Below are 17,751 nucleotides of genomic sequence, written 5' to 3'. Positions count from 1 at the left end.
GTAACGATCCAGGCTCTCACGGTGGCCCACGCCGGCTCTCGACGCCCAAACTGCCAGAATCCGAACAGATAAGGCTCCGGCGCGGCATCCATGCCGCTCAGGGTCCCGCGACGGTGAGCGGGCAAGGACCAGGCGAGATGGTCGGTGTGCACGGCTAAGAGCTGTGCTGGATGCGCCTTGTTCGACCATAGAGCATCGGCTCCACGTCTGATGCACACCGCACGAGAGACAGCTTTTCAGATGAGTGCCGGCCAACTGTCCGGCGCGGTGTCCTCGCCGATTGCGGGACCGTGTGGCGGCATGGATGCCGCCACCGAGCCTCCAGGGACGGAGTCACGGCGTGTCCCGCGAGCGGTGAGGGCACCGCGCCCTCGACGCTGCGAGTTTTGCTGAATGGCCCTTGCCCCATGCCGGTCAGAACGGGTATTGCGGCACTTCGTTCTTGATCGTCAGCCACTGCCAGTGGGTGTACTGCTCCCAGTCGGCCGGCCCGCCGACACTGGTGCCGTTGCCCGAGGCACCGGTACCGCCGAAGGGATTGATGACTTCGTCGGACACGGTCTGATCGTTGATGTGCAACAGGCCGGTATGGAGCTTGTCGCCCAGGTTCATGGCACGCGAAACCGACGCCGACAGGATGCCGGCAGCCAGGCCGTACTCACCGTGGTTGGCCAATTCTGCGGCTTCATCATCCGTGTCGAACACGGTGATGTTGATCACCGGCCCGAAGACTTCCTCGTCGAATGCACGCATGCCCGGACGCACGTTGGACAACACCGTCGGCGCATAGAACAGGCCTTCGTTGCTGGCACCGGCTTCCACCACCGCACCGGCGGCGACGCTGTCGTCCACGATATCTATCACGCGCTGCAGCTGGCGCTGGTCGATGATCGGACCCAGTGCCACGGTGCCGCTGACCGGATCGCCAACCGGCAGATGCCTGGCTTTTTCAGCCAGCCGCTGTGTCAGTGCATCGGCAATGCCGCGCTGGACCAGCACGCGGCCGGTGGCCATGCAGATCTGCCCTTGATGCATATAGGCGCCGAACGCCACTGCAGAGGCTGCCTTGTCCAGATCGGCGTCGTCGAGCACGATCACCGCGTTGTTGCCGCCCAACTCCAGCGACACCTTCTTCAAGTGCCGGCCTGCGATCTCGCCGATGCGTCGCCCGGCAGCGGTGGAACCGGTGAAGGCAATCATCGGGACATCCGGCGATTCGACCAGCGCCTGGCCGATGGCGGCATCGCCGTGCAGCACGTGCAACAAGCCCTTCGGCAGGCCCGCTTCCTCCAGCACCTGCGCGATGACCACGCCACCGGTGTACGGCGTGCGCGGATCGGGCTTGAGCACCACCGCATTGCCCATCGCCAGCGCCGGAGCCACCGACCGCAGCGACAGGATCAGCGGGAAATTGAACGGGGAAATCACTGCAATCACGCCCAGCGGCAGATGCCGGGCCAGGCTGAGCTGACCGGCGCCCGTCGGCAGTACCTGGCCGACGGCCTGCAGCGGCAGCGCTGCCGCCTGCTGATAGAACACCACCGACTCGTTCACTTCGCGCTGGGCCTTGGGCAGGATGCCGCCGGTTTCGCGCGCGATCAGCAGCGCCGCTTCCGCGCTGCGCGCTTCCATCAGCTGCGCGGCACGGTGAAACACCGCAGCGCGCTCACGCGGAGTCGTGGCTGCCCAGGCACGTTGCGCTTTTTTCGCCAGCGCCACGGCAGCGGCGACATCGGCCAGATCGGCCTTGCCGACTTCGTGCAGCAGCTTGCCGGTGGCCGGTTCGATGATCTGCGCGGTGCCGCCGTTGCCTGGCACCCAATCGCCATTGAAGATGCAGCCATGCCACGCCGGGACGGAGGACGCGGCAATCGGGGTGTTGGGGAGAGCGTTCATGGTCTAGCCTCCTGCTGAGGGGGGTGTTACAGAGTGGTGGACGCCAGCCCGCCATCGACCGGCAGAGTGATGCCGTTGATCCAGCGCGCAGCATCGGAGGCGAGAAACACGATGGCCTCGGCCACCTCGTCGGCGTACGCCGGGCGCGTCATGCGCTTGGCATCTTCCTTGACGCGCTCCTCGCCGAGCATGGTGACGAAATCGCCGAGAATCGGCGTAAACACCGGCCCCGGCGCGACATTGTTGACGCGCACGCTGTGCTCGGCGAACCAGGGCCGCGACTGCAGCAAGGTCCATACGATCAGCGCTTCCTTAAAATACTGGTAGCAGGTGTCGTGGTTTACCGGATGCGCCTGCAGCCATGCAGCGCCGGCCGCAAAGCTGTCGGTGGCGGCCAGTTGCTTGTGCAGCTCCAGGCGCTGCGGCCATTCGGCGCCCAGGATGGAGGCCACGTTGATGATGGAACCGCCAGGCGTCATGCGCGGCAGCAGCACCTGACTCAAATGGCGCAGACCCAGGTAGTTGACACGCGCCACGACCTCCAGCGGTGCGGTGCCGGGAACGCCGGCCACATTGGCCAGCGCGTCGATGCGCTCCGGCAAGGCCTGCACCAGCGCATCGATGGACGCCGGATCGCCGAGATCGGCCTGGTGGAATCCATGCAGCGACATCTGCACCGGCGTGCGATCGACACCGATCACCTTGGCGCCATGGAAACGGGCAAGGCGCGCGACTTCGGCACCGATGCCCGATGCCACGCCGGTGACCACGATCGTCTTGTTCTGCAAATTCATTGCCACTCTCCGAAGAGGCCGGCTGCGCCGGCGCTAGAACACATGGACGTACTGCAGGTTGACGTTGTTGCCGGAGGCAGCGTTCTTGACCTTCACCGGCAGATATACATTGGCAAACAGCATGTTGTTGGCATCCATCCGCCACACGCCACCGGGCCCCGCATAGAACACGCTCTGGCGGGTGTCGGCCACGCGCTGCCCGTTGGTGCGGTTGTCGCGGAACTGGGTGAGGTAATAGGCATTCACGCCAAGCCGGATGTCGGGTACCACTTCCCAGGAGGTGGCGAAGTTGATCCAGCCCGCGTCGCCGGCCTGGCCGTTGCGGAACGCAAAGCCCGGCGGCAGGTTCGGGCGCCGCTCGCTGCGGAAGTTGTAGATGTAGTTGATGCGTGCGCTGACTTCCCAGTTGGGCGTCGGGAACACGGTGAACGCGTATTGCGGCACCAGCGACCAGTAGCCGGCACCCTGATTGAGATCGCGATCGCGGTCGAACTTGCCGATCGGCGCGATCGCATTGATTTCGAAACGCTGCGAAAACACCGGCCTGCCATTGCGGATCACCGGCAGCATCTGCAGATAGGGGCCAAAGGTCAGGTCGCCCACACCGGCGCCGTTGTCACGCAAGCTGGCAATGCTGTTGCGCCCGAACGAGGCATCCAGGTTGATCAGCGGCAGCAGCGTGTTGATGCCCACTGCGCCACCAAAGAGCTTGTACGGCGTGACATAGGCGACCTGGGTCAGCAGCAGGGTCGAATCGATGCGCGGGCGATCGAACACCGGCACGTCGTTGCCGCGGGAATCCTTGATTGCATCCAGTGAGCTCTGGCGCAGATAGGTGATCACCGCCCAGCCGGGCGTGGTGCGGGTGAAGCCGTCCAGATAGCTGGTGCCGCCGGTATTAATGCCGTTGGTCAGCGTCGTACTCTGCGGCAGGTTCTGTGCGCCGGCCGTGCCGGCAGCAAGCAGCGACAGCATGCCAAGCGCTGCGCGGCGCAGCGCCGACGCGCGGGAAGACAACCCAGACAGGACCGATCGATAGCTCACTGCGAACATCTCCAGCATTGGGAGGAACAGCGGGAACTGCGGCGGGACAACGGTCAGGCAGGCGCGATCGACACGCCGGCAACGGCGCGTGTGCAGGTCAACAGGAAAGCTGGCCGTGCGCCTGCACGGCAGCGGCGGATTACGCGGTGTCCAGACGGTCCAGGCGGTCGAGTGCGCGCAGCAACGGCGCCTCGCTGCTGCCCAGCACCACGCTGAGCTGCTGTTCCATGCGCAGCACTTCGGCCTCGGCGGCGCTCAGCAGGGTCACGCCGGCGCTGGTCAGCGACAGATGCTGCATGCGTCGGTCCTGGCGTCCGCGCACCTGCCGCAGCAGGCGGCGCTTGACCAGGCGTGCCACCACGATCGCCAGGTTGGGCGCCGACACGTGCAGCACGTCGCCGATCTGGCGCTGGTTGATGCCCGGGTTGCCATCCACCAGCATCAGCAGCGAGAAGTCGACCGGCTTGAGATCGAACGCTGCCACGCAGTCCTGAAACATCCGCCGCACCAGCAACTCGGTGCGGGTGATGCGGTAGCCCAGCAGCCGCAGCAGGCGCGCCTGATCCACCGTGGTGACGGCATCCGGCGGCAGGGCGGCATTGGCAGTGACGGACATGACGGTTCTCGCAGCGAAGACGACGAGCGGACCGGTGCGCGCAACGCTCACCGCCCGCAACGCCGGTCCACGGCGTGAGCTGCATTGTAGACGCGCGCAGGCATGCCGAGGTGGGCGTGGCACCGCCGTGCAGGCGGGCCACACCATGCCGGCCCCGGTCCGGCGCCGGCACATCGCATCCGCCTGCATCGACAGGCAGGTATGGGAGGTGACGGTCATCCAGGCACGGCTGAGACATGGGTTCCGGGGTCGGCAAGTGATTGCGTTCCGGAATAGTTATGGATCATAACTACATTGCCAAGCTGCAGCGCAGCATGGTCGCGCTCGCCAGCTTGACCGGGCGGGCCAATGGCCCTGGTGGTCGTGGCGGCAACTGCCTTGCGCCGGCAAGCCGGCACAGATGCGTGCGGCATGCCGTGTCTGGCAGCGGTGTCGGCAACCACGACGACAAGGCTGCGGTTGTCGCCACGCGACGCTTGCGCATCCAACCCAATCGCCCAGCGAGATTCCTCAACTGGCGTGGCGCTCGCTCGATGCATCTGCGTGCCAGGTAGGCCACGTGCAAACTTGCGGCCTACGGGTTGCGGATTACGAATTACCGATTACGGCAACCAGAGCTTCTCAAGATCGCGGAAGCCCCAGTCGGTGGGGCTTTCCATCTGCGCGATGCGGTCCTGGCAGTCCGGACGCGACAGATCGATGTCCTGCGCCAGCACATGGCTGCGCAGCTTGGCCGAATAGAACACGCGCACCTTGGGTTTGAGCAGCGCATCGGGCGTCTGCTCGATCACCACCGCCAGTTTCTGCGACTCCAGCCGCACCAGCGAGCCGACCGGATAAATCCCCAGCCGGCGCACGAAGGCCTGGAACACCGCCGGGTCGAAATGTCCCTGCCATGACGCCATGCGCTTGAGCGATTCGGCCGGATCCCAGCCGCGCTTGTAGGGGCGGTCGGAGCTGATGGCGTCGTACACATCGCACACCGCGCCCATCCGCGACATCAGCGAGATGTTCTCGCCCGCCAACCGATTCGGGTAGCCGCTGCCGTCCATTTTTTCGTGATGATGCAGCGCGATCTCCAGCACCACCGCGTTCTGCACGCCGCCGGCCACCAGCAGGCGGTGGCCATCCAGCGGATGCTGGCGCATGACCTCCATTTCGTCGTCGGTGAGCTTGCCGGGCTTGTTGAGGATGTCCAGCGGCGTCACCGCCTTGCCCATGTCGTGCAGCAGGCCGCCCATGGCCGCCTCGACGACCTGCCCTTCGGGCAAGCCGAGCTGGCGCGCCAGCCCGCTCATCAGGCCGGCCACCGCCATCGAATGCAGGTAGGTGTAGTCGTCGGCGGTCTTGAGCCTTGCCACGCTGATCAAGGCCTGCGGATGCCGCAGGACCGACTCGTTGATGGCTTCCACCAACGGCATCGCCGCCTCGGTGTCGACGGTGCGTCCAAGCCGCACATCGCGGAACATCGCCTCGACCGTGTCGCGGCCGTCTTCGAAGATCTTGCGTGCACGCACCACTTCGGACTCGATACCGACCTGTGCGGTGACGCTATTGGTGCGCGCGGTACGCGTGGCGGTGGGCGGCTCGGGCGTCGGTGATGCTGGCGGTACCGCCGGCTCGAGCTCCGGGTCGGGTGCATCCGGCGCCGCTGTTTCCAGGTCCAGGCCACGCGCGGTATCGATCACCAGTTGCTCGATCCGGCTGCCATGGATCTTCTCCACGTCGTCCGAATCAACCAGGAACGAGGTCTTCCAGAACGGATGGTGCACCCACGCGCCCAGCAGCTTGTAGACATACATGCCGGGGCGGAGTTGATCTGAATCGATGGTTCTGAGCATGCCGGCGCTGATCTGCAAATGGTCCGCGGAAGAGCCCGCCATGACGATGGAGGGTCTGTCGGGGTATCGGCAGTGCGCAGGATTTCTTTGGTCCGGTCGACCTCGCTAGCGCTGCGTGGCAACCGCCAGCTGAGCAGTTCAGCGTGCCGGCAGGCGCATGCCCAGCACGGCGATGGCCGCAAGCAGCAACGGCACGCTGCAGGCCAGGTACAGGGCTGCCGGGGACCAGCCCGCGTCCACCAGCACGCCCACGCACAGCGGCTGGGCGATCGCGCCGAAGCGGCCCACCCCGATCGCCCAGCCCATGCCGGTGGAACGCACCGCCACCGTGAAGACCACCGGCGCCACCGCATACAGCCCGGCGATGGCAGCAAACAACGCCGCGCCGCTCAGCACCGCGATGACGAACGCCCAACTCAGCACGGTGTTGTAGAGGCCAAAGGCCAGCAGCGCCAGCGCCGAGATCCCCAGCGCGCCAGCGGTCAGCCGCGACAGGCGCGCACGTGCGGCCAGCGCGCTGAAGACCGCCCCGCCGGCAATGCCGCCCAGATTCAACAAGACGCCACCGGTCACGCCCTGCTCCGCCGACAAGCCGGCCACGACCAGCAGCTTCGGGGTCCAGCTGAGCACGAAATAGAACGCAAACATCAGCAGAAAGAACGCCAGCGCAAGCAACAGCGACTGCCGCCGCAATGCCGGCACGAACAGGGCCGCATAGCCCTGCGCCCGATCGGAGACCTGCGGCGGTGACGGCAGTACCGCACGCGGCGGCATGCCCATGCGCGCAAGCACCGCATTGAAGCGTGCGCCCGCATCGGGCGGGCGACGCACAATCAGGAATTCCAGCGACTCGGGCAGGAACGCCAGCACCAAGGGCACGCAGAGCAGCGACCCGAGCGCACCGAGCACAAACACCGCATGCCAGGACCACTGCTGCAACAGCAACGCCGCCATTGCGCCGCCCAGCGTCGCGCCGATCGGGTAACCGGTGGCCTGCAACGCCAGTGCCGTGCTGCGCCAATGGGCGGTGGAATATTCGGCAGCGATGACCGCAACGCATGCCAGCATGCCGCCGATGCCGATGCCGGTGAAGGCACGCAACGCGCCGAGTTGCCAGGCGCCGGTGGCCAGCGCCGAGGCGCCCATGCCCACGGTCAAGATTGCCAGGCAGACCAGGATCGTCGCGCGCCGCCCCATGCGGTCGGCCAATGGCGCCAGCACCAATGACCCCACCGCCATGCCGACCAGGCCGGCACTGAACAAGGCCCCGAGCAGCTTGCCCGACAACTGCCACTGCGCTGACACATGCGGAGCGGTGAAGGCCATCGCCATCACATCGAAGCCATCGAGCATGGTCAGCAACACGCACACCGCCACCGCCCTCCACTGGAACGGTGTCATGCGCTCCAGCGCGAAACTTGCGGGTGTCACGGCACTCTGGGTCATCGGGTGATCCTGGTATAGGAATGGCAGGTGCGTTGGCAGCCGCACGTGTGGCCATGCGACCACGTAGCGGCAGCACGACGAAGACGCGAGCAAGCCTCGCACTGCAAAAGCATTCGGCAATGCATCGGCACTGCAACGCAGCACGAGCACCGCGGTGCAAGACGTCACCGGCACGCTAGGCCGATCGCAGATGGCGTTCAATACAGCGGCATGCACTGGTGTGCGCTTATCGAACAGGCCGGCAGAGCGCTTCGCCTGGCTCTCCATGCATTCGTTGAGGTGTCTGCGCAACGGTGTTGGGTCGTGCACGTTGTTTGCACGGAAACGATCTTCCTCGCGCGTGCAGCTGCGGCGCGTGACCTGGCGTGCGATCGGGCCGGGCAACCATCGAGTTCATTTAGTCAGGATTGCGAAGCTCAATGCTGCACTCGTCGCGCAGGCATGGCATGCGAGATTTCGCGATAGCGCACTTGAAAGAGGCTAGATGCGTATGACTGCAAACCTCGACGCGCAGTGCTGCAACTCGATTCATTCGAAGCTGCAGCAAAATTCAGGCGCAGCCCCACAGGTTCTGGCGTCGGTCGTTTCAACACGCCGAGCCGCTGCGTCATGCACGGCCACAGCCAGATATGTCATCAGCCACGCCAGCGCTTGCCGCATCCCCACGGTCGCCCCGCTATCATGCCGGCAGTGGCCGCACCGGGCGGCACGCCGACATGCTGGAGATCATCGTGACCCCGATTCGCTCGTTCCTGGAACACACCCCGCAACTCGGCGCACGCGTCTATGTCGATCCTGCCTGCACCATCATCGGCAAGGTGAGCCTGGGCGATGACGTGTCGGTGTGGCCGGGCACGGTGATTCGCGGCGACGTCAATCATGTGCAGATCGGCGCACGCACCAACGTGCAGGACGGCACCATCATCCACGTCAGTCACCACAGCCCGTTCAACAAGGCCGGCTATCCGACCGTGATCGGCGCCGACGTCACGGTCGGCCACGGCACCATCCTGCATGCCTGCACCATCGAAGACCTGTGCCTGATCGGCATGGGCGCCTGCGTGCTCGACGGCGCCACCGTCAAGCGCTACGGCTTTGTCGGTGCCGGCGCGTTGGTCGGCCCCGGCAAGATCGTCGGCGAAGGCGAATTGTGGCTGGGCAATCCCGCACGCCTGGCCCGCACGCTCAGCGACAAGGAAATCGAGAGCCTGCATTATTCGGCGCAGCATTATGTGCGGCTCAAGGACCAGTACCTGGGCGTGCCCAACGGCGGCTGAGCGCCCCCGCCGATGCGGCACTCAGGGCTGGGTCGCACGCTCCAGCTCCGCGAGCATGCCAAGCGCCTGCTCACGCGATGACCCGCACATCTCCAGCGACGGGCGTAAGTTGCCGCATACCGCCGGGCGCGTCGGTGCGCCGAACAGGCGGCAACCCAGCTGCGCATCCAGCTGGACGCAGGGCACCCCGGCCGGCTTGCCGTTGGGCATGCCGGGGATCGGCGAGCTGATCGAGGGCGCGATGCAGCAGGCAGCGCAGCCCAGGCGGCATGAGAGCGTGGAAGACATCGGCACAGTGTAGCGGCGCGGCGCAGGCCCGATGCTGGCGAAAGACCCCTGCGTGCCGGGCCGCCTGCCCGAAAACGCAGCCAACCGAATGCCGCCAGCCTAGCGCGCTCCTCGCTCCACGCCCACCGGAAGCTGGGCCGTTGCAGACCTGGACCCCGATCAACGCGCACGCGGCAGTGAGGACCGCGCCGAGCGGCCGCGTGCTACCGTGCCGGATCACCGGAGCGCGCCGCGACGGTTGCAGCAGCAACAGTCACGACGCGGTCTAATTGCCAGCCACCGCTCGCTGATCAGCCGTCGACTTCGCCATGCCCGAGTACCGCTCCAAGACCTCCACCCACGGCCGCAACATGGCCGGCGCCCGCGCACTGTGGCGCGCCACCGGCATGAAGGATGGGGACTTCCACAAGCCCATCATCGCCATCGCCAACTCGTTCACCCAGTTCGTGCCCGGGCACGTGCATATGAAGGATCTCGGCCAGCTGGTCGCGCGCGAGATCGAACGCGTCGGCGGCGTGGCCAAGGAGTTCGACACCATCGCCGTGGACGACGGCATCGCCATGGGCCACGACGGCATGCTGTATTCGCTGCCCAGCCGCGAGATCATCGCCGACTCGGTCGAATACATGGTCAACGCGCATTGCGCCGACGCGCTGGTGTGCATTTCCAATTGCGACAAGATCACCCCCGGCATGTTGATGGCCGCGCTGCGGCTCAACATCCCCACCGTGTTTGTCTCCGGCGGGCCGATGGAAGCCGGCAAGACCAAGCTGGCCGAACACAAGCTCGACCTGATCGACGCCATGGTGATCGCCGCCGACGACAGCGCCTCCGACGAGAAGGTGGCCGAGTTCGAGCGCAGCGCCTGCCCCACTTGCGGCTCGTGCTCGGGCATGTTCACCGCCAACTCGATGAACTGCCTGACCGAAGCGCTGGGCCTGTCGCTGCCGGGCAACGGCACCGTGGTGGCCACGCACGCCGACCGCGAGCAATTGTTTTTGCGCGTCGGGCGCGTGGCGGTGGAGCTGTGCCATCGCTGGTATGGCGGCGAAGACCCCACCGCCCTGCCGCGCGGCATCGCCACCTTCGAAGCGTTCGAGAATGCGATGACGCTGGACATCGCCATGGGCGGCTCGACCAACACCATCCTGCATCTGCTCGCCGCCGCGCAGGAAGGCGAGGTGCCGTTCGGCATGCGCGATATCGACCGCCTGTCCAAGCGCGTGCCGCAGTTGTGCAAGGTCGCCCCGAACACGCCGAAATACCATATTGAAGACGTGCATCGCGCCGGCGGCATCATGGCCATCCTCGGCGAGCTGGCGCGTGGCGGGCTATTGCACACCAACGCGGCCACCGTGCACGCACGCACGCTGGCCGACGCCATCGCGCAGTGGGACGTCACCCAGACCGACACCGAAACCGTACACACGTTCTACAAGGCCGGCCCGGCCGGCATTCCCACGCAGATTGCCTTCAGCCAGGCCACACGCTGGGACACGTTGGATACCGACCGCAGCGAAGGCTGCATCCGCGATGTCGCCCACGCCTTCTCGCAGGAAGGCGGCCTGGCCGTGCTGTACGGCAATATCGCCCGCGACGGCTGCGTGGTGAAGACCGCAGGCGTGGACGAATCCATCCACGTGTTCGAAGGCAATGTGCGTGTCTTTGAGAGCCAGGATTCGGCGGTCAAGGGCATCCTCGCCGACGAAGTGAAGGCTGGCGATATCGTGGTGATCCGCTACGAAGGCCCCAAGGGCGGCCCCGGCATGCAGGAAATGCTCTACCCCACCAGCTATCTCAAATCCAAGGGCCTGGGCAAGCAATGCGCCCTGCTCACCGACGGCCGCTTCTCCGGCGGCACCTCGGGCCTGTCGATCGGCCACGCCTCGCCGGAAGCCGCCGCAGGCGGCGCGATCGGCCTGGTGCGCGACGGCGACAAGATCCTGATCGATATTCCTAATCGTTCGATCAATTTGCTGGTGTCCGACGAAGAGCTTGCTAGTCGTCGCGCAGAGCAGGATGCAAAAGGCTGGAAGCCGGTGGAGGTGCGTCCGCGCAAGGTCACTACAGCGTTGAAGGCGTACGCGTTGCTGGCGACCAGCGCAGACAAGGGTGCGGTGCGGGACAAAGCGATGCTGGACGGCTGAGGCGCGCAAGCAGCACTTATCGCCAAGCCTGCGGCTGACGATCGAGCGGGCTGCGCACCGCCGACGCGCCTCGCCCCAGCACATGGGTGTAGAGCTGGGTGGTCGCCACGTCCTTGTGACCCAGCAGCTCCTGCACGGTGCGGATGTCGTACCCAGCTTCGAGCAGATGGGTTGCGAAAGAATGCCGCAGCGTGTGGCAGCTGGCCGGCTTGTCCAGCCCTGCCTGCCGACAGGCCGCCTTCACCGCACGCTGCAAACCCTTCACGTCCACATGATGGCGGCGAACCGCACCCCCGCGCGGATCCACGCTACGACGCGGCGCCGGGAACAGATACTGCCATCCTGGCTCACGCGCTGCATTGGGATACTTGCGCAGCAGCGCGTGCGGAAGCTAGACCTCACCTGCGCCCACCTGCAGATCCCGCGCATGCACGCGCTTGGCTTCGTCCAACTGGAGCTGCAGCGCATCGCGCAATGACTGCGGCAGCAGTGTGCGGCGGTCCTTCCCACCCTTGCCATCGCGCACCACGATCTCGTTGCGCGCAACATCCACATCCTTGATGCGTAGGCGCACGCACTCCATCAAGCGCATGCCGGTCCCGTAGAGGAGTGCCGCCATCAGTGCGTGACGCCCCTCCATCTGCGCCAGCACCGCCATGACCTCCACCTCACTCAGGACGGTCGGCAACCGCCGCGGCCGCTTGGCACGCCGAATCTCGTCCATCCATGGCAGATCGCGTCCCAACACCTCGCGATACAGAAACAGCAAGGCGGCCAGTGCCTGATTCTGCGTGGAAGGCGCCACGCCATCGCGCGCCGCCAGCATGGTCAGGAACGCCTCCACTTCGCGCACTCCCATCGTCTCTGGATGGCGTTTTTCGTTGGCCAGGATGAAGCGCCGAATCCAACCAACATAGGCATCCTCGGTGCGCTTGGCACGGCCCAGCCGCTGCAACCGATCGCGGACGCGGTCCAACAGCCTGGCAGGCCGTCGCCCGCTAGGCGCTGCCGAAGACGGCTGCCTGGCGGCCGATGCAGACGAAGACATTGAAGCCGTTCGGTCGGAATGATACGGTCGCATTGCGTTGAGTCGCCGCAGGGGAATGCGACATGTTTACGCACCGTGGTCACGCGCCACGATCGGGATGTCGCGGTAAAACCAATGGGAATGCACTTGGTGTGGAGGTCAGAGATTACGTACTACACCCCGGTGCTACGCACCTTTTTGACTTCGAATAGTTGTTAGGTGGCAATGAATCGCTGGGAAGTCTTTGGGGCAATCTTCTTCGGCAGCATCTTTGCACTCTTCGCGGTCTTTCGCTTTGAGATCCTTGATGCTCGTGCCGCTAAAGGCATTGCCGCCGTATTCTTGTTCGGCATCTACTGCGGCATCGTCGCCTTCGGTACCGCCGGAAAGAAGCGCTCGCTATCTCTACCAGGGCAGACGGTTTTGGGCATAGGGGTGGCCTTGACAATCGCTGCATTGTTCAGCCCTCCCACGGAGGGATTTGCTCTTGCGGCCCTTCTTGGGCTTATCCTTGGCTTCACTGCAGATAGGTGGGTGGAACACGTGCAGTTGCCGTAGTTGCCACCTAACAATTTATTCAAGCCGACGCCGCTTCGCGGCGCGGCTTAATTCAGGCGTTAGGGCGCAGACAAAGGTGATTCGCTTCTCATGCTAAGCATCGTTGCAAACCCGGAAGGCAACGTCGTCCATATTCATGGTGACGTGTCTGGCCTCCTCGCGCTGGAACGGGAGATTCGCAGGCTTCGAGAGCATGCCGAGCAAGGTAGTTGCCAAGACGGCCACCTCTTTACGCAGGCCTGGGGCGGAGTCGATCTCACCGAGACCATGCTGGATAATGAGCGGGGCGAGGGCTGGCATCAGGTGCACCACGTCAAGCTTTTCAGTTGGTCCGCCGAGTGGAGCGCGCGTCATGGTCTGTCGTCAGCTGCGCCCTAACAATTCGTCCAAGCCGACGCCGCTTCGCGGCGCGGCTTAACTCAGGTGTTAGGTGATTTAGATGAACTTGATCGTGCCGCTTACCAAGGACCTGTCTGGCGGCGTTGCCACCCTCGACGTAGAAGACAATCAGCGGGATTTCATCGGCACATTCGAATCTACACTCGCAGACGTCTCTGAGCGCGTGACAGGCCATGTGATACTAGATGAGGGAGCGCCAGCCGGCTTCTTCATCATCGATTTCGACTATCCGATACGTTATGCATTTGCGGCCGCCGGATCGGTCGGACTAAGGTCATTTTTTATTGCTAGCAACTACCAGGGTAAAGGCTTGGCAAGACGCGCACTCCAGAATCTTGCCACCTATCTCCAGGCGCAACGAGTAAAGGCAAGCTCGGTATTCTTAACCGTAAACTGTCGGAACACAGCAGCGGCGTCGCTGTATCGCAAGTGTGGCTTTGTCGATAATGGCGAGCTATACCTGGGTGGTTCGCGCGGGCCGCAGCATATTATGGCTCTACCGCTCACCTAACTATTCGTCCAAGCCGACGCCGCTTCGCGGCGCGACTTAACTCAGCTGTTAGGCCTCATTCCAACCTACATGCAATGGCTTGAGACAAAAATCCCGCCGCCGGTTGTCATGGTGCTCTTGGGCATTGCCGCGTTCGGTGCAGCATACTTCATGCCCGCGCTCTCGTTCGAGCTTCCACTACGCACACCCGTCGCTGTTGCTCTAGCCGTTGTGGGCTTGGCGCTCAACATTCTTCCCAAACTCGCCTTTCAGCGCGTCGGTACTACGGTCAACCCACTCAGGCCGGCCTCAGCCACGCACCTGGTCACATCTGGCATTTATCGCTACACCCGCAACCCAATGTACCTGGGCCACTCCGTGATCCTCCTGGGCTGGGCGCTCCACCTCCACAATGCGGCCACGCTCATGGCCGTTCCTGCCTTCATGCTCTACATCACGCGGTTCCAAATTCAGCCGGAGGAGCGGTATCTGTCCGCTCGCTTCCCGGACACGTACGCTGCATTCTGCAGGCAGGCCTCGCGCTGGCTATGAGGCCTAACAATTCATTCAAGCCGAAGCCGCTTAGCGGCTCGGCTTAACTCAGGTGTTAGGCAGTGGTGGAGCAAACGCGTTGTTGGGTCCTGCTTCGGTGCGCTGACTGGCATGCATGCGGCCGGCTCGGGGCGGCAGTCATCACCGTTGTGGGCTGCGGCAAGTTCGGGGCTTCGTACTCGCACGTTGTTACTGCGCCGCGCCCATTGCATTTGGCTTCGGTGGCATCGCTCGCCGCTGCATCCGCGGGCAAGCTCCATCCAGCAAGCTGTGGCACACTCTGCCCAAGCGGCAGTGCTGGGGAGCATGGTTGCACCACCAACCTTCGCGACCACTCACTGCCTAACAATTCATTCAAGCCGAAGCCACTTCGTGGCTCAGCTTAATTCAAGCGTTATGCATTGCATGTTCAAGATCACGGTCTCTTGCCGGGGAATGTCAGAGCAATCTGCGTTGGCGGGCCTCTCAGAAATTACAGACGAGTTCGCCAGTCGTCCATGGCACGAGAACGTGTCTTGCCGCTGGGAAAGCGATTGCATCGTGCTTGAAGCTCAGAACGACTTTGACCCAGAGGGAAAAGCCTCCTAGACGAGTTCTCGGACGCGATCTGCGCTTGCTTGCCCATTGAGTCAGCACCAATATCGTTTGCCGTAGAGTCGGTCCGTGAGGTTCCGGGCAGCAATGCCTAACAATTCATTCAAGCCGATGCCGCTTCGCGGCACGGCTTAATTCAGGCGTTAGCCCTCAACAGACTTCCACAGGATCGTCATGAAGTATGCTGAGCTTGCTGCAATTTGGTTTGCCATACACTTGGAGCCAACCATCGCGCAAGACCGTGAGCCCGGTACTGTTTACTCTTACACCAAAGATGGCGTAAGACATTACAGCGCAAAGCCTGCCCCGCCAGGGGCGACCAACATTAGAACGATCACTTATAAGTTCAACCCTGTGGGCAACTGGCACGAGAAGAGAGGACCTGCAAGCTACGAGTTCGCTGACGGCTACAACTTCGAGTATCGCCGAACGGCCAACCCCGGCTACACGAACGCCCCGGGGACGATAGAGAAAGGTATCTGGACTGCTGGCCCCAAAAGTTGCTCTGTCGGCCCCGAGCAAGGAAACCTATACATTCAAGCGGGCACCGAGCGGTGCTGCTACAGCGCAAGTTTCCTTGGTGAAAACCTTGTGCTTTCGGCACTCTCACAACCTCGGTTTGTTGGGGTCTGCAGTGACCGCGTGCTAGTCAGGTCATCGCAGTGAGGGCTAACAATTCATTCAAGCCGAACCCGCTTCGCGGGTCGGCTTAATTCAGGCGTTAGACCGCTATGTACCGTCTCGGCCACCTTGTTAACGGTGAGTGGGCTGCCCACTCGCACCTGCCCGTGTTCGACATCGGGCAGCACATAACTGCGGGCGCTCCCGGCGGAGACCCTGTCGTTTTTGAACGATTAGTTGAATGCTTGGGCCCACCGTACCACTTGCTGTACGTGCTTCACACTCCTCGCGGAGAGGCGCTGCCTGGCCGTTACCAAAGCCCAGCCTTGTCGCTGGCTCAGGTCAAAGAGTTCCTAGCCAGGTTTGCGCCGTTTCTCTCCGCAGATGCACGCTTTGACCTCTGGGCATACTCTCCAGGAGACAAGGCCACTGTTGTGTGGGACCGTCACAACCAAGTATTCGGCTATGGCCCACTTGAGCGGTACTCTTGCACTCTAAGGTCCATGGGCTTTGCCCTGGGGTGGCCTGAGGTTCCGGCACCACATGAGCATCACTACCGCGAGGAGTTCGATGCTCTGGCCAGACACGTACTGACCGCTTTTGACTGGTCCCACTCTCCACTGCGCCCGGAAGATGAGCAGTGAGGGCGCGGTCTAACAATTCATTCAAGCCGAAGCTGCTCCGCAACTCGGCTTAATTCAAGCGTTAGGGCCCATACCAAACTTCAAGGAGAGTCCATTGAGCAGGCCGGTCATTCCAAACATGAGATTGTGGCCTCGCAACTTGAGTACATCTCAAGGCGGTGGGCTGTCCACATCCCAGTACGGCGGTATGTCGACTTCACAGTACGGTAGCATGTCTACATCGCAGTACGGCGGCATGTCCACGTCGCGGTATGGCGGCATGTCCACATCGCAGTACGGTGGCCTCTCCACCTCGCAGTATGGTGGCTTGTCCACTTCCCAGTACGGAGGCTTGTCGACCTCACAGTACGGCGGTCTATCTACTTCACAGTACGGCGGTCTATCCAGCTCTCAAGGCGGCGGCATGTCCACGTCTGCTACCAACGTGTACATGAGCAACATTCCGCCATGGCCTGTATTCCTCCGCGAGCTCGAGGCGTGCGGGTACCAGACTCAGGCTGACTTAATCCGGCAGCGTCTGCCAGATTTTCTGTGGCCCGAGAACTTCTTCCGCCAATGGGCCCTAACAATTCATTCAAGCCGAACCGGCTTCGCGGGTCGGCTTAATTCAGGCTTTATGCGGCTAGGACGGTTCTAGGAGGCTGTAGCGATGAAAATTGGCGAACTGACATCCTTCGCTCACAACGTCGCAGATTCGCTTGCGAGTGGGACTTGCTTCATGGTGGGTGTGCTCGGTGTCGATATTCACGGAGAGGCGGCGGCTTCGACCATAGGTCACATAACCGTGGATTTCTTACAAGGGACTTCCTCTGGTAGCCCGGTCTCAGCAGATCTTCGATTTGCTATCGAGCGCTACAGCCAACAATTGCCGGAGCTAGCTCGCCGCAATGGCATCGACCACGACGAGATTGCTGTTATGACGGCCAGGTTTGGTACTGATCTAACTGCAGGCGCCCACTTTCTGGTCACTGTCCAAACCGTCGACGGCCGCCGATCTGTTGATCAGTACGTTGGCTTTCCCGGGCGGCGCTACGGTAAGCCGCGTAGAGCTGGCGCGCCGCCTAACAATTCATTCAAGCCGAACCCGCTTCGCGGGTCTGCTTAATTCAGGCGTTAGGCGGCACATGAGCACTCTCACAGCATTTGAGAAGCGAGTTCTAGACGCCTGTTTAGCCGGAGACGATCAAAGACTTTCGTTGCTTCGGCTGCAAGCCGAGGCGGCAGTTGTAGCTTCCCGTGAGCATACTGGTGTCGGGGCTTACATCAACTTCTCTGTGCCCGACTCGTCGCCGCTTCTCGAGCCAGGAACATTCATAATTGGGGATCTCAATCTTGAGATTGCGGGGCTTCCGGATGGTGTCACCACTCTCCTCTACGGTTACGGCGGGAGGATTCAGTTCCTTGAGTTTGCTACCCATGCAGGTGAATGGCCTGAGAAGCCAGGTAATCCCCCCGCCCATTAGCTGACGCCAGAAGTGGAATTTTCTCGTCCCCTTTCCCGAGGAGGTTCCATGAAG

At 63.1% G+C, this 17,751-nt stretch carries 15 protein-coding genes and 1 pseudogene; 7 read left to right on the top strand and 9 right to left on the bottom strand.

From position 1 onward, the window contains the following. Window positions 1-414: 414 nt before the first annotated feature. The 6 genes from LL972_RS20310 to LL972_RS20285 form a co-directional block, all read right to left on the bottom strand. Complete coding sequence (locus LL972_RS20310) at window positions 415-1,896, bottom strand: benzaldehyde dehydrogenase (protein ID WP_228329128.1); 1,482 nt, start codon at window positions 1,894-1,896, stop codon at window positions 415-417. A 26-nt stretch (window positions 1,897-1,922) separates the two neighbouring features. Continuing rightward, a complete protein-coding gene (locus LL972_RS20305) occupies window positions 1,923-2,690 on the bottom strand; it encodes a coniferyl-alcohol dehydrogenase (RefSeq protein WP_228329127.1) in 768 nt (255 codons plus the stop codon). Between the two features lie 33 nt (window positions 2,691-2,723). After that, window positions 2,724-3,752 (bottom strand): SphA family protein, encoded by a 1,029-nt coding sequence (locus LL972_RS20300; protein ID WP_429002208.1) that lies wholly within the window; start codon window positions 3,750-3,752, stop codon window positions 2,724-2,726. A gap of 121 nt (window positions 3,753-3,873) precedes the next feature. Next, a complete protein-coding gene (locus LL972_RS20295) occupies window positions 3,874-4,350 on the bottom strand; it encodes a MarR family winged helix-turn-helix transcriptional regulator (protein ID WP_228329126.1) in 477 nt (158 codons plus the stop codon). A 602-nt stretch (window positions 4,351-4,952) separates the two neighbouring features. Beyond that, window positions 4,953-6,191: an HD-GYP domain-containing protein gene (locus LL972_RS20290; protein WP_228329130.1), complete on the bottom strand. Its 1,239-nt coding sequence runs from the start codon at window positions 6,189-6,191 to the stop codon at window positions 4,953-4,955. A gap of 138 nt (window positions 6,192-6,329) precedes the next feature. Further along, window positions 6,330-7,637 carry an MFS transporter gene (locus LL972_RS20285; protein ID WP_228329125.1) on the bottom strand — a complete coding sequence of 436 codons (1,308 nt, stop codon included), beginning with the start codon at window positions 7,635-7,637 and terminating at the stop codon, window positions 6,330-6,332. A gap of 731 nt (window positions 7,638-8,368) precedes the next feature. Between LL972_RS20285 and LL972_RS20280 the strand changes: the two genes are divergently transcribed. After that, window positions 8,369-8,914: a gamma carbonic anhydrase family protein gene (locus tag LL972_RS20280; RefSeq protein WP_228329124.1), complete on the top strand. Its 546-nt coding sequence runs from the start codon at window positions 8,369-8,371 to the stop codon at window positions 8,912-8,914. A gap of 21 nt (window positions 8,915-8,935) precedes the next feature. Here LL972_RS20280 and LL972_RS20275 read toward each other — a convergent pair whose 3' ends face one another. Next, window positions 8,936-9,202: a YkgJ family cysteine cluster protein gene (locus tag LL972_RS20275; RefSeq protein WP_228329123.1), complete on the bottom strand. Its 267-nt coding sequence runs from the start codon at window positions 9,200-9,202 to the stop codon at window positions 8,936-8,938. A 308-nt stretch (window positions 9,203-9,510) separates the two neighbouring features. Here LL972_RS20275 and ilvD point away from each other — a divergent pair, with 308 nt between their 5' ends. Then, window positions 9,511-11,349 carry a dihydroxy-acid dehydratase gene (gene ilvD, locus LL972_RS20270; protein WP_228329122.1) on the top strand — a complete coding sequence of 613 codons (1,839 nt, stop codon included), beginning with the start codon at window positions 9,511-9,513 and terminating at the stop codon, window positions 11,347-11,349. 16 nt (window positions 11,350-11,365) lie between these two features. Here the strand turns inward: ilvD and LL972_RS20265 are convergent. Next, window positions 11,366-12,397: pseudogene (locus LL972_RS20265) on the bottom strand (integron integrase). 204 nt (window positions 12,398-12,601) lie between these two features. Between LL972_RS20265 and LL972_RS20260 the strand changes: the two are divergent. The 5 genes from LL972_RS20260 to LL972_RS20240 all read left to right on the top strand — a co-directional run bounded on the left by LL972_RS20260 (window position 12,602) and on the right by LL972_RS20240 (window position 17,339). Continuing rightward, complete coding sequence (locus tag LL972_RS20260; protein WP_228329121.1) at window positions 12,602-12,934, top strand: hypothetical protein; 333 nt, start codon at window positions 12,602-12,604, stop codon at window positions 12,932-12,934. A gap of 90 nt (window positions 12,935-13,024) precedes the next feature. Beyond that, the gene (locus tag LL972_RS20255; protein WP_228329120.1) at window positions 13,025-13,312 is read left to right on the top strand and encodes an Imm32 family immunity protein; all 288 of its coding nucleotides are present in this window, start codon (window positions 13,025-13,027) and stop codon (window positions 13,310-13,312) included. Between the two features lie 61 nt (window positions 13,313-13,373). Beyond that, window positions 13,374-13,844 carry a GNAT family N-acetyltransferase gene (locus LL972_RS20250; RefSeq protein ID WP_228329119.1) on the top strand — a complete coding sequence of 157 codons (471 nt, stop codon included), beginning with the start codon at window positions 13,374-13,376 and terminating at the stop codon, window positions 13,842-13,844. Between the two features lie 69 nt (window positions 13,845-13,913). Beyond that, entirely contained in the window at window positions 13,914-14,375 is a 462-nt protein-coding gene (locus LL972_RS20245; protein ID WP_228329118.1) for a methyltransferase family protein, read from the top strand. A 2,508-nt stretch (window positions 14,376-16,883) separates the two neighbouring features. Then, window positions 16,884-17,339, top strand: coding sequence for a hypothetical protein (locus LL972_RS20240; protein ID WP_228329117.1), 456 nt, complete (start codon window positions 16,884-16,886; stop codon window positions 17,337-17,339). A gap of 64 nt (window positions 17,340-17,403) precedes the next feature. Here LL972_RS20240 and LL972_RS20235 read toward each other — a convergent pair. Continuing rightward, the coding region (locus LL972_RS20235) for a hypothetical protein (protein ID WP_228329116.1) at window positions 17,404-17,751 on the bottom strand (348 nt) is incomplete at its 5' end.

The sequence above is a fragment of the Xanthomonas campestris pv. asclepiadis genome (assembly GCF_020784175.1).
GTDB lineage: Bacteria > Pseudomonadota > Gammaproteobacteria > Xanthomonadales > Xanthomonadaceae > Xanthomonas > Xanthomonas campestris_D.
Note: the sequence above shows the minus strand (reverse complement) of the source record. Positions and strands in the feature narration are given on the sequence as shown.

What these genes read in the sequence shown, in the direction of transcription:
- LL972_RS20310 (WP_228329128.1), bottom strand. Translation starts at nt 1,896, where the DNA reads ATGAACGCTCTCCCCAACACCCCGATTGCCGCGTCCTCCGTCCCGGCG.
- LL972_RS20305 (WP_228329127.1), bottom strand. Translation starts at nt 2,690, where the DNA reads ATGAATTTGCAGAACAAGACGATCGTGGTCACCGGCGTGGCATCGGGC.
- LL972_RS20300 (WP_429002208.1), bottom strand. Translation starts at nt 3,752, where the DNA reads ATGCTGGAGATGTTCGCAGTGAGCTATCGATCGGTCCTGTCTGGGTTG.
- LL972_RS20295 (WP_228329126.1), bottom strand. Translation starts at nt 4,350, where the DNA reads ATGTCCGTCACTGCCAATGCCGCCCTGCCGCCGGATGCCGTCACCACG.
- LL972_RS20290 (WP_228329130.1), bottom strand. Translation starts at nt 6,191, where the DNA reads ATGCTCAGAACCATCGATTCAGATCAACTCCGCCCCGGCATGTATGTC.
- LL972_RS20285 (WP_228329125.1), bottom strand. Translation starts at nt 7,637, where the DNA reads ATGACCCAGAGTGCCGTGACACCCGCAAGTTTCGCGCTGGAGCGCATG.
- LL972_RS20275 (WP_228329123.1), bottom strand. Translation starts at nt 9,202, where the DNA reads ATGTCTTCCACGCTCTCATGCCGCCTGGGCTGCGCTGCCTGCTGCATC.
- ilvD (WP_228329122.1), top strand. Translation starts at nt 9,511, where the DNA reads ATGCCCGAGTACCGCTCCAAGACCTCCACCCACGGCCGCAACATGGCC.
- LL972_RS20260 (WP_228329121.1), top strand. Translation starts at nt 12,602, where the DNA reads ATGAATCGCTGGGAAGTCTTTGGGGCAATCTTCTTCGGCAGCATCTTT.
- LL972_RS20255 (WP_228329120.1), top strand. Translation starts at nt 13,025, where the DNA reads ATGCTAAGCATCGTTGCAAACCCGGAAGGCAACGTCGTCCATATTCAT.
- LL972_RS20250 (WP_228329119.1), top strand. Translation starts at nt 13,374, where the DNA reads ATGAACTTGATCGTGCCGCTTACCAAGGACCTGTCTGGCGGCGTTGCC.
- LL972_RS20245 (WP_228329118.1), top strand. Translation starts at nt 13,914, where the DNA reads ATGCAATGGCTTGAGACAAAAATCCCGCCGCCGGTTGTCATGGTGCTC.
- LL972_RS20240 (WP_228329117.1), top strand. Translation starts at nt 16,884, where the DNA reads ATGAAAATTGGCGAACTGACATCCTTCGCTCACAACGTCGCAGATTCG.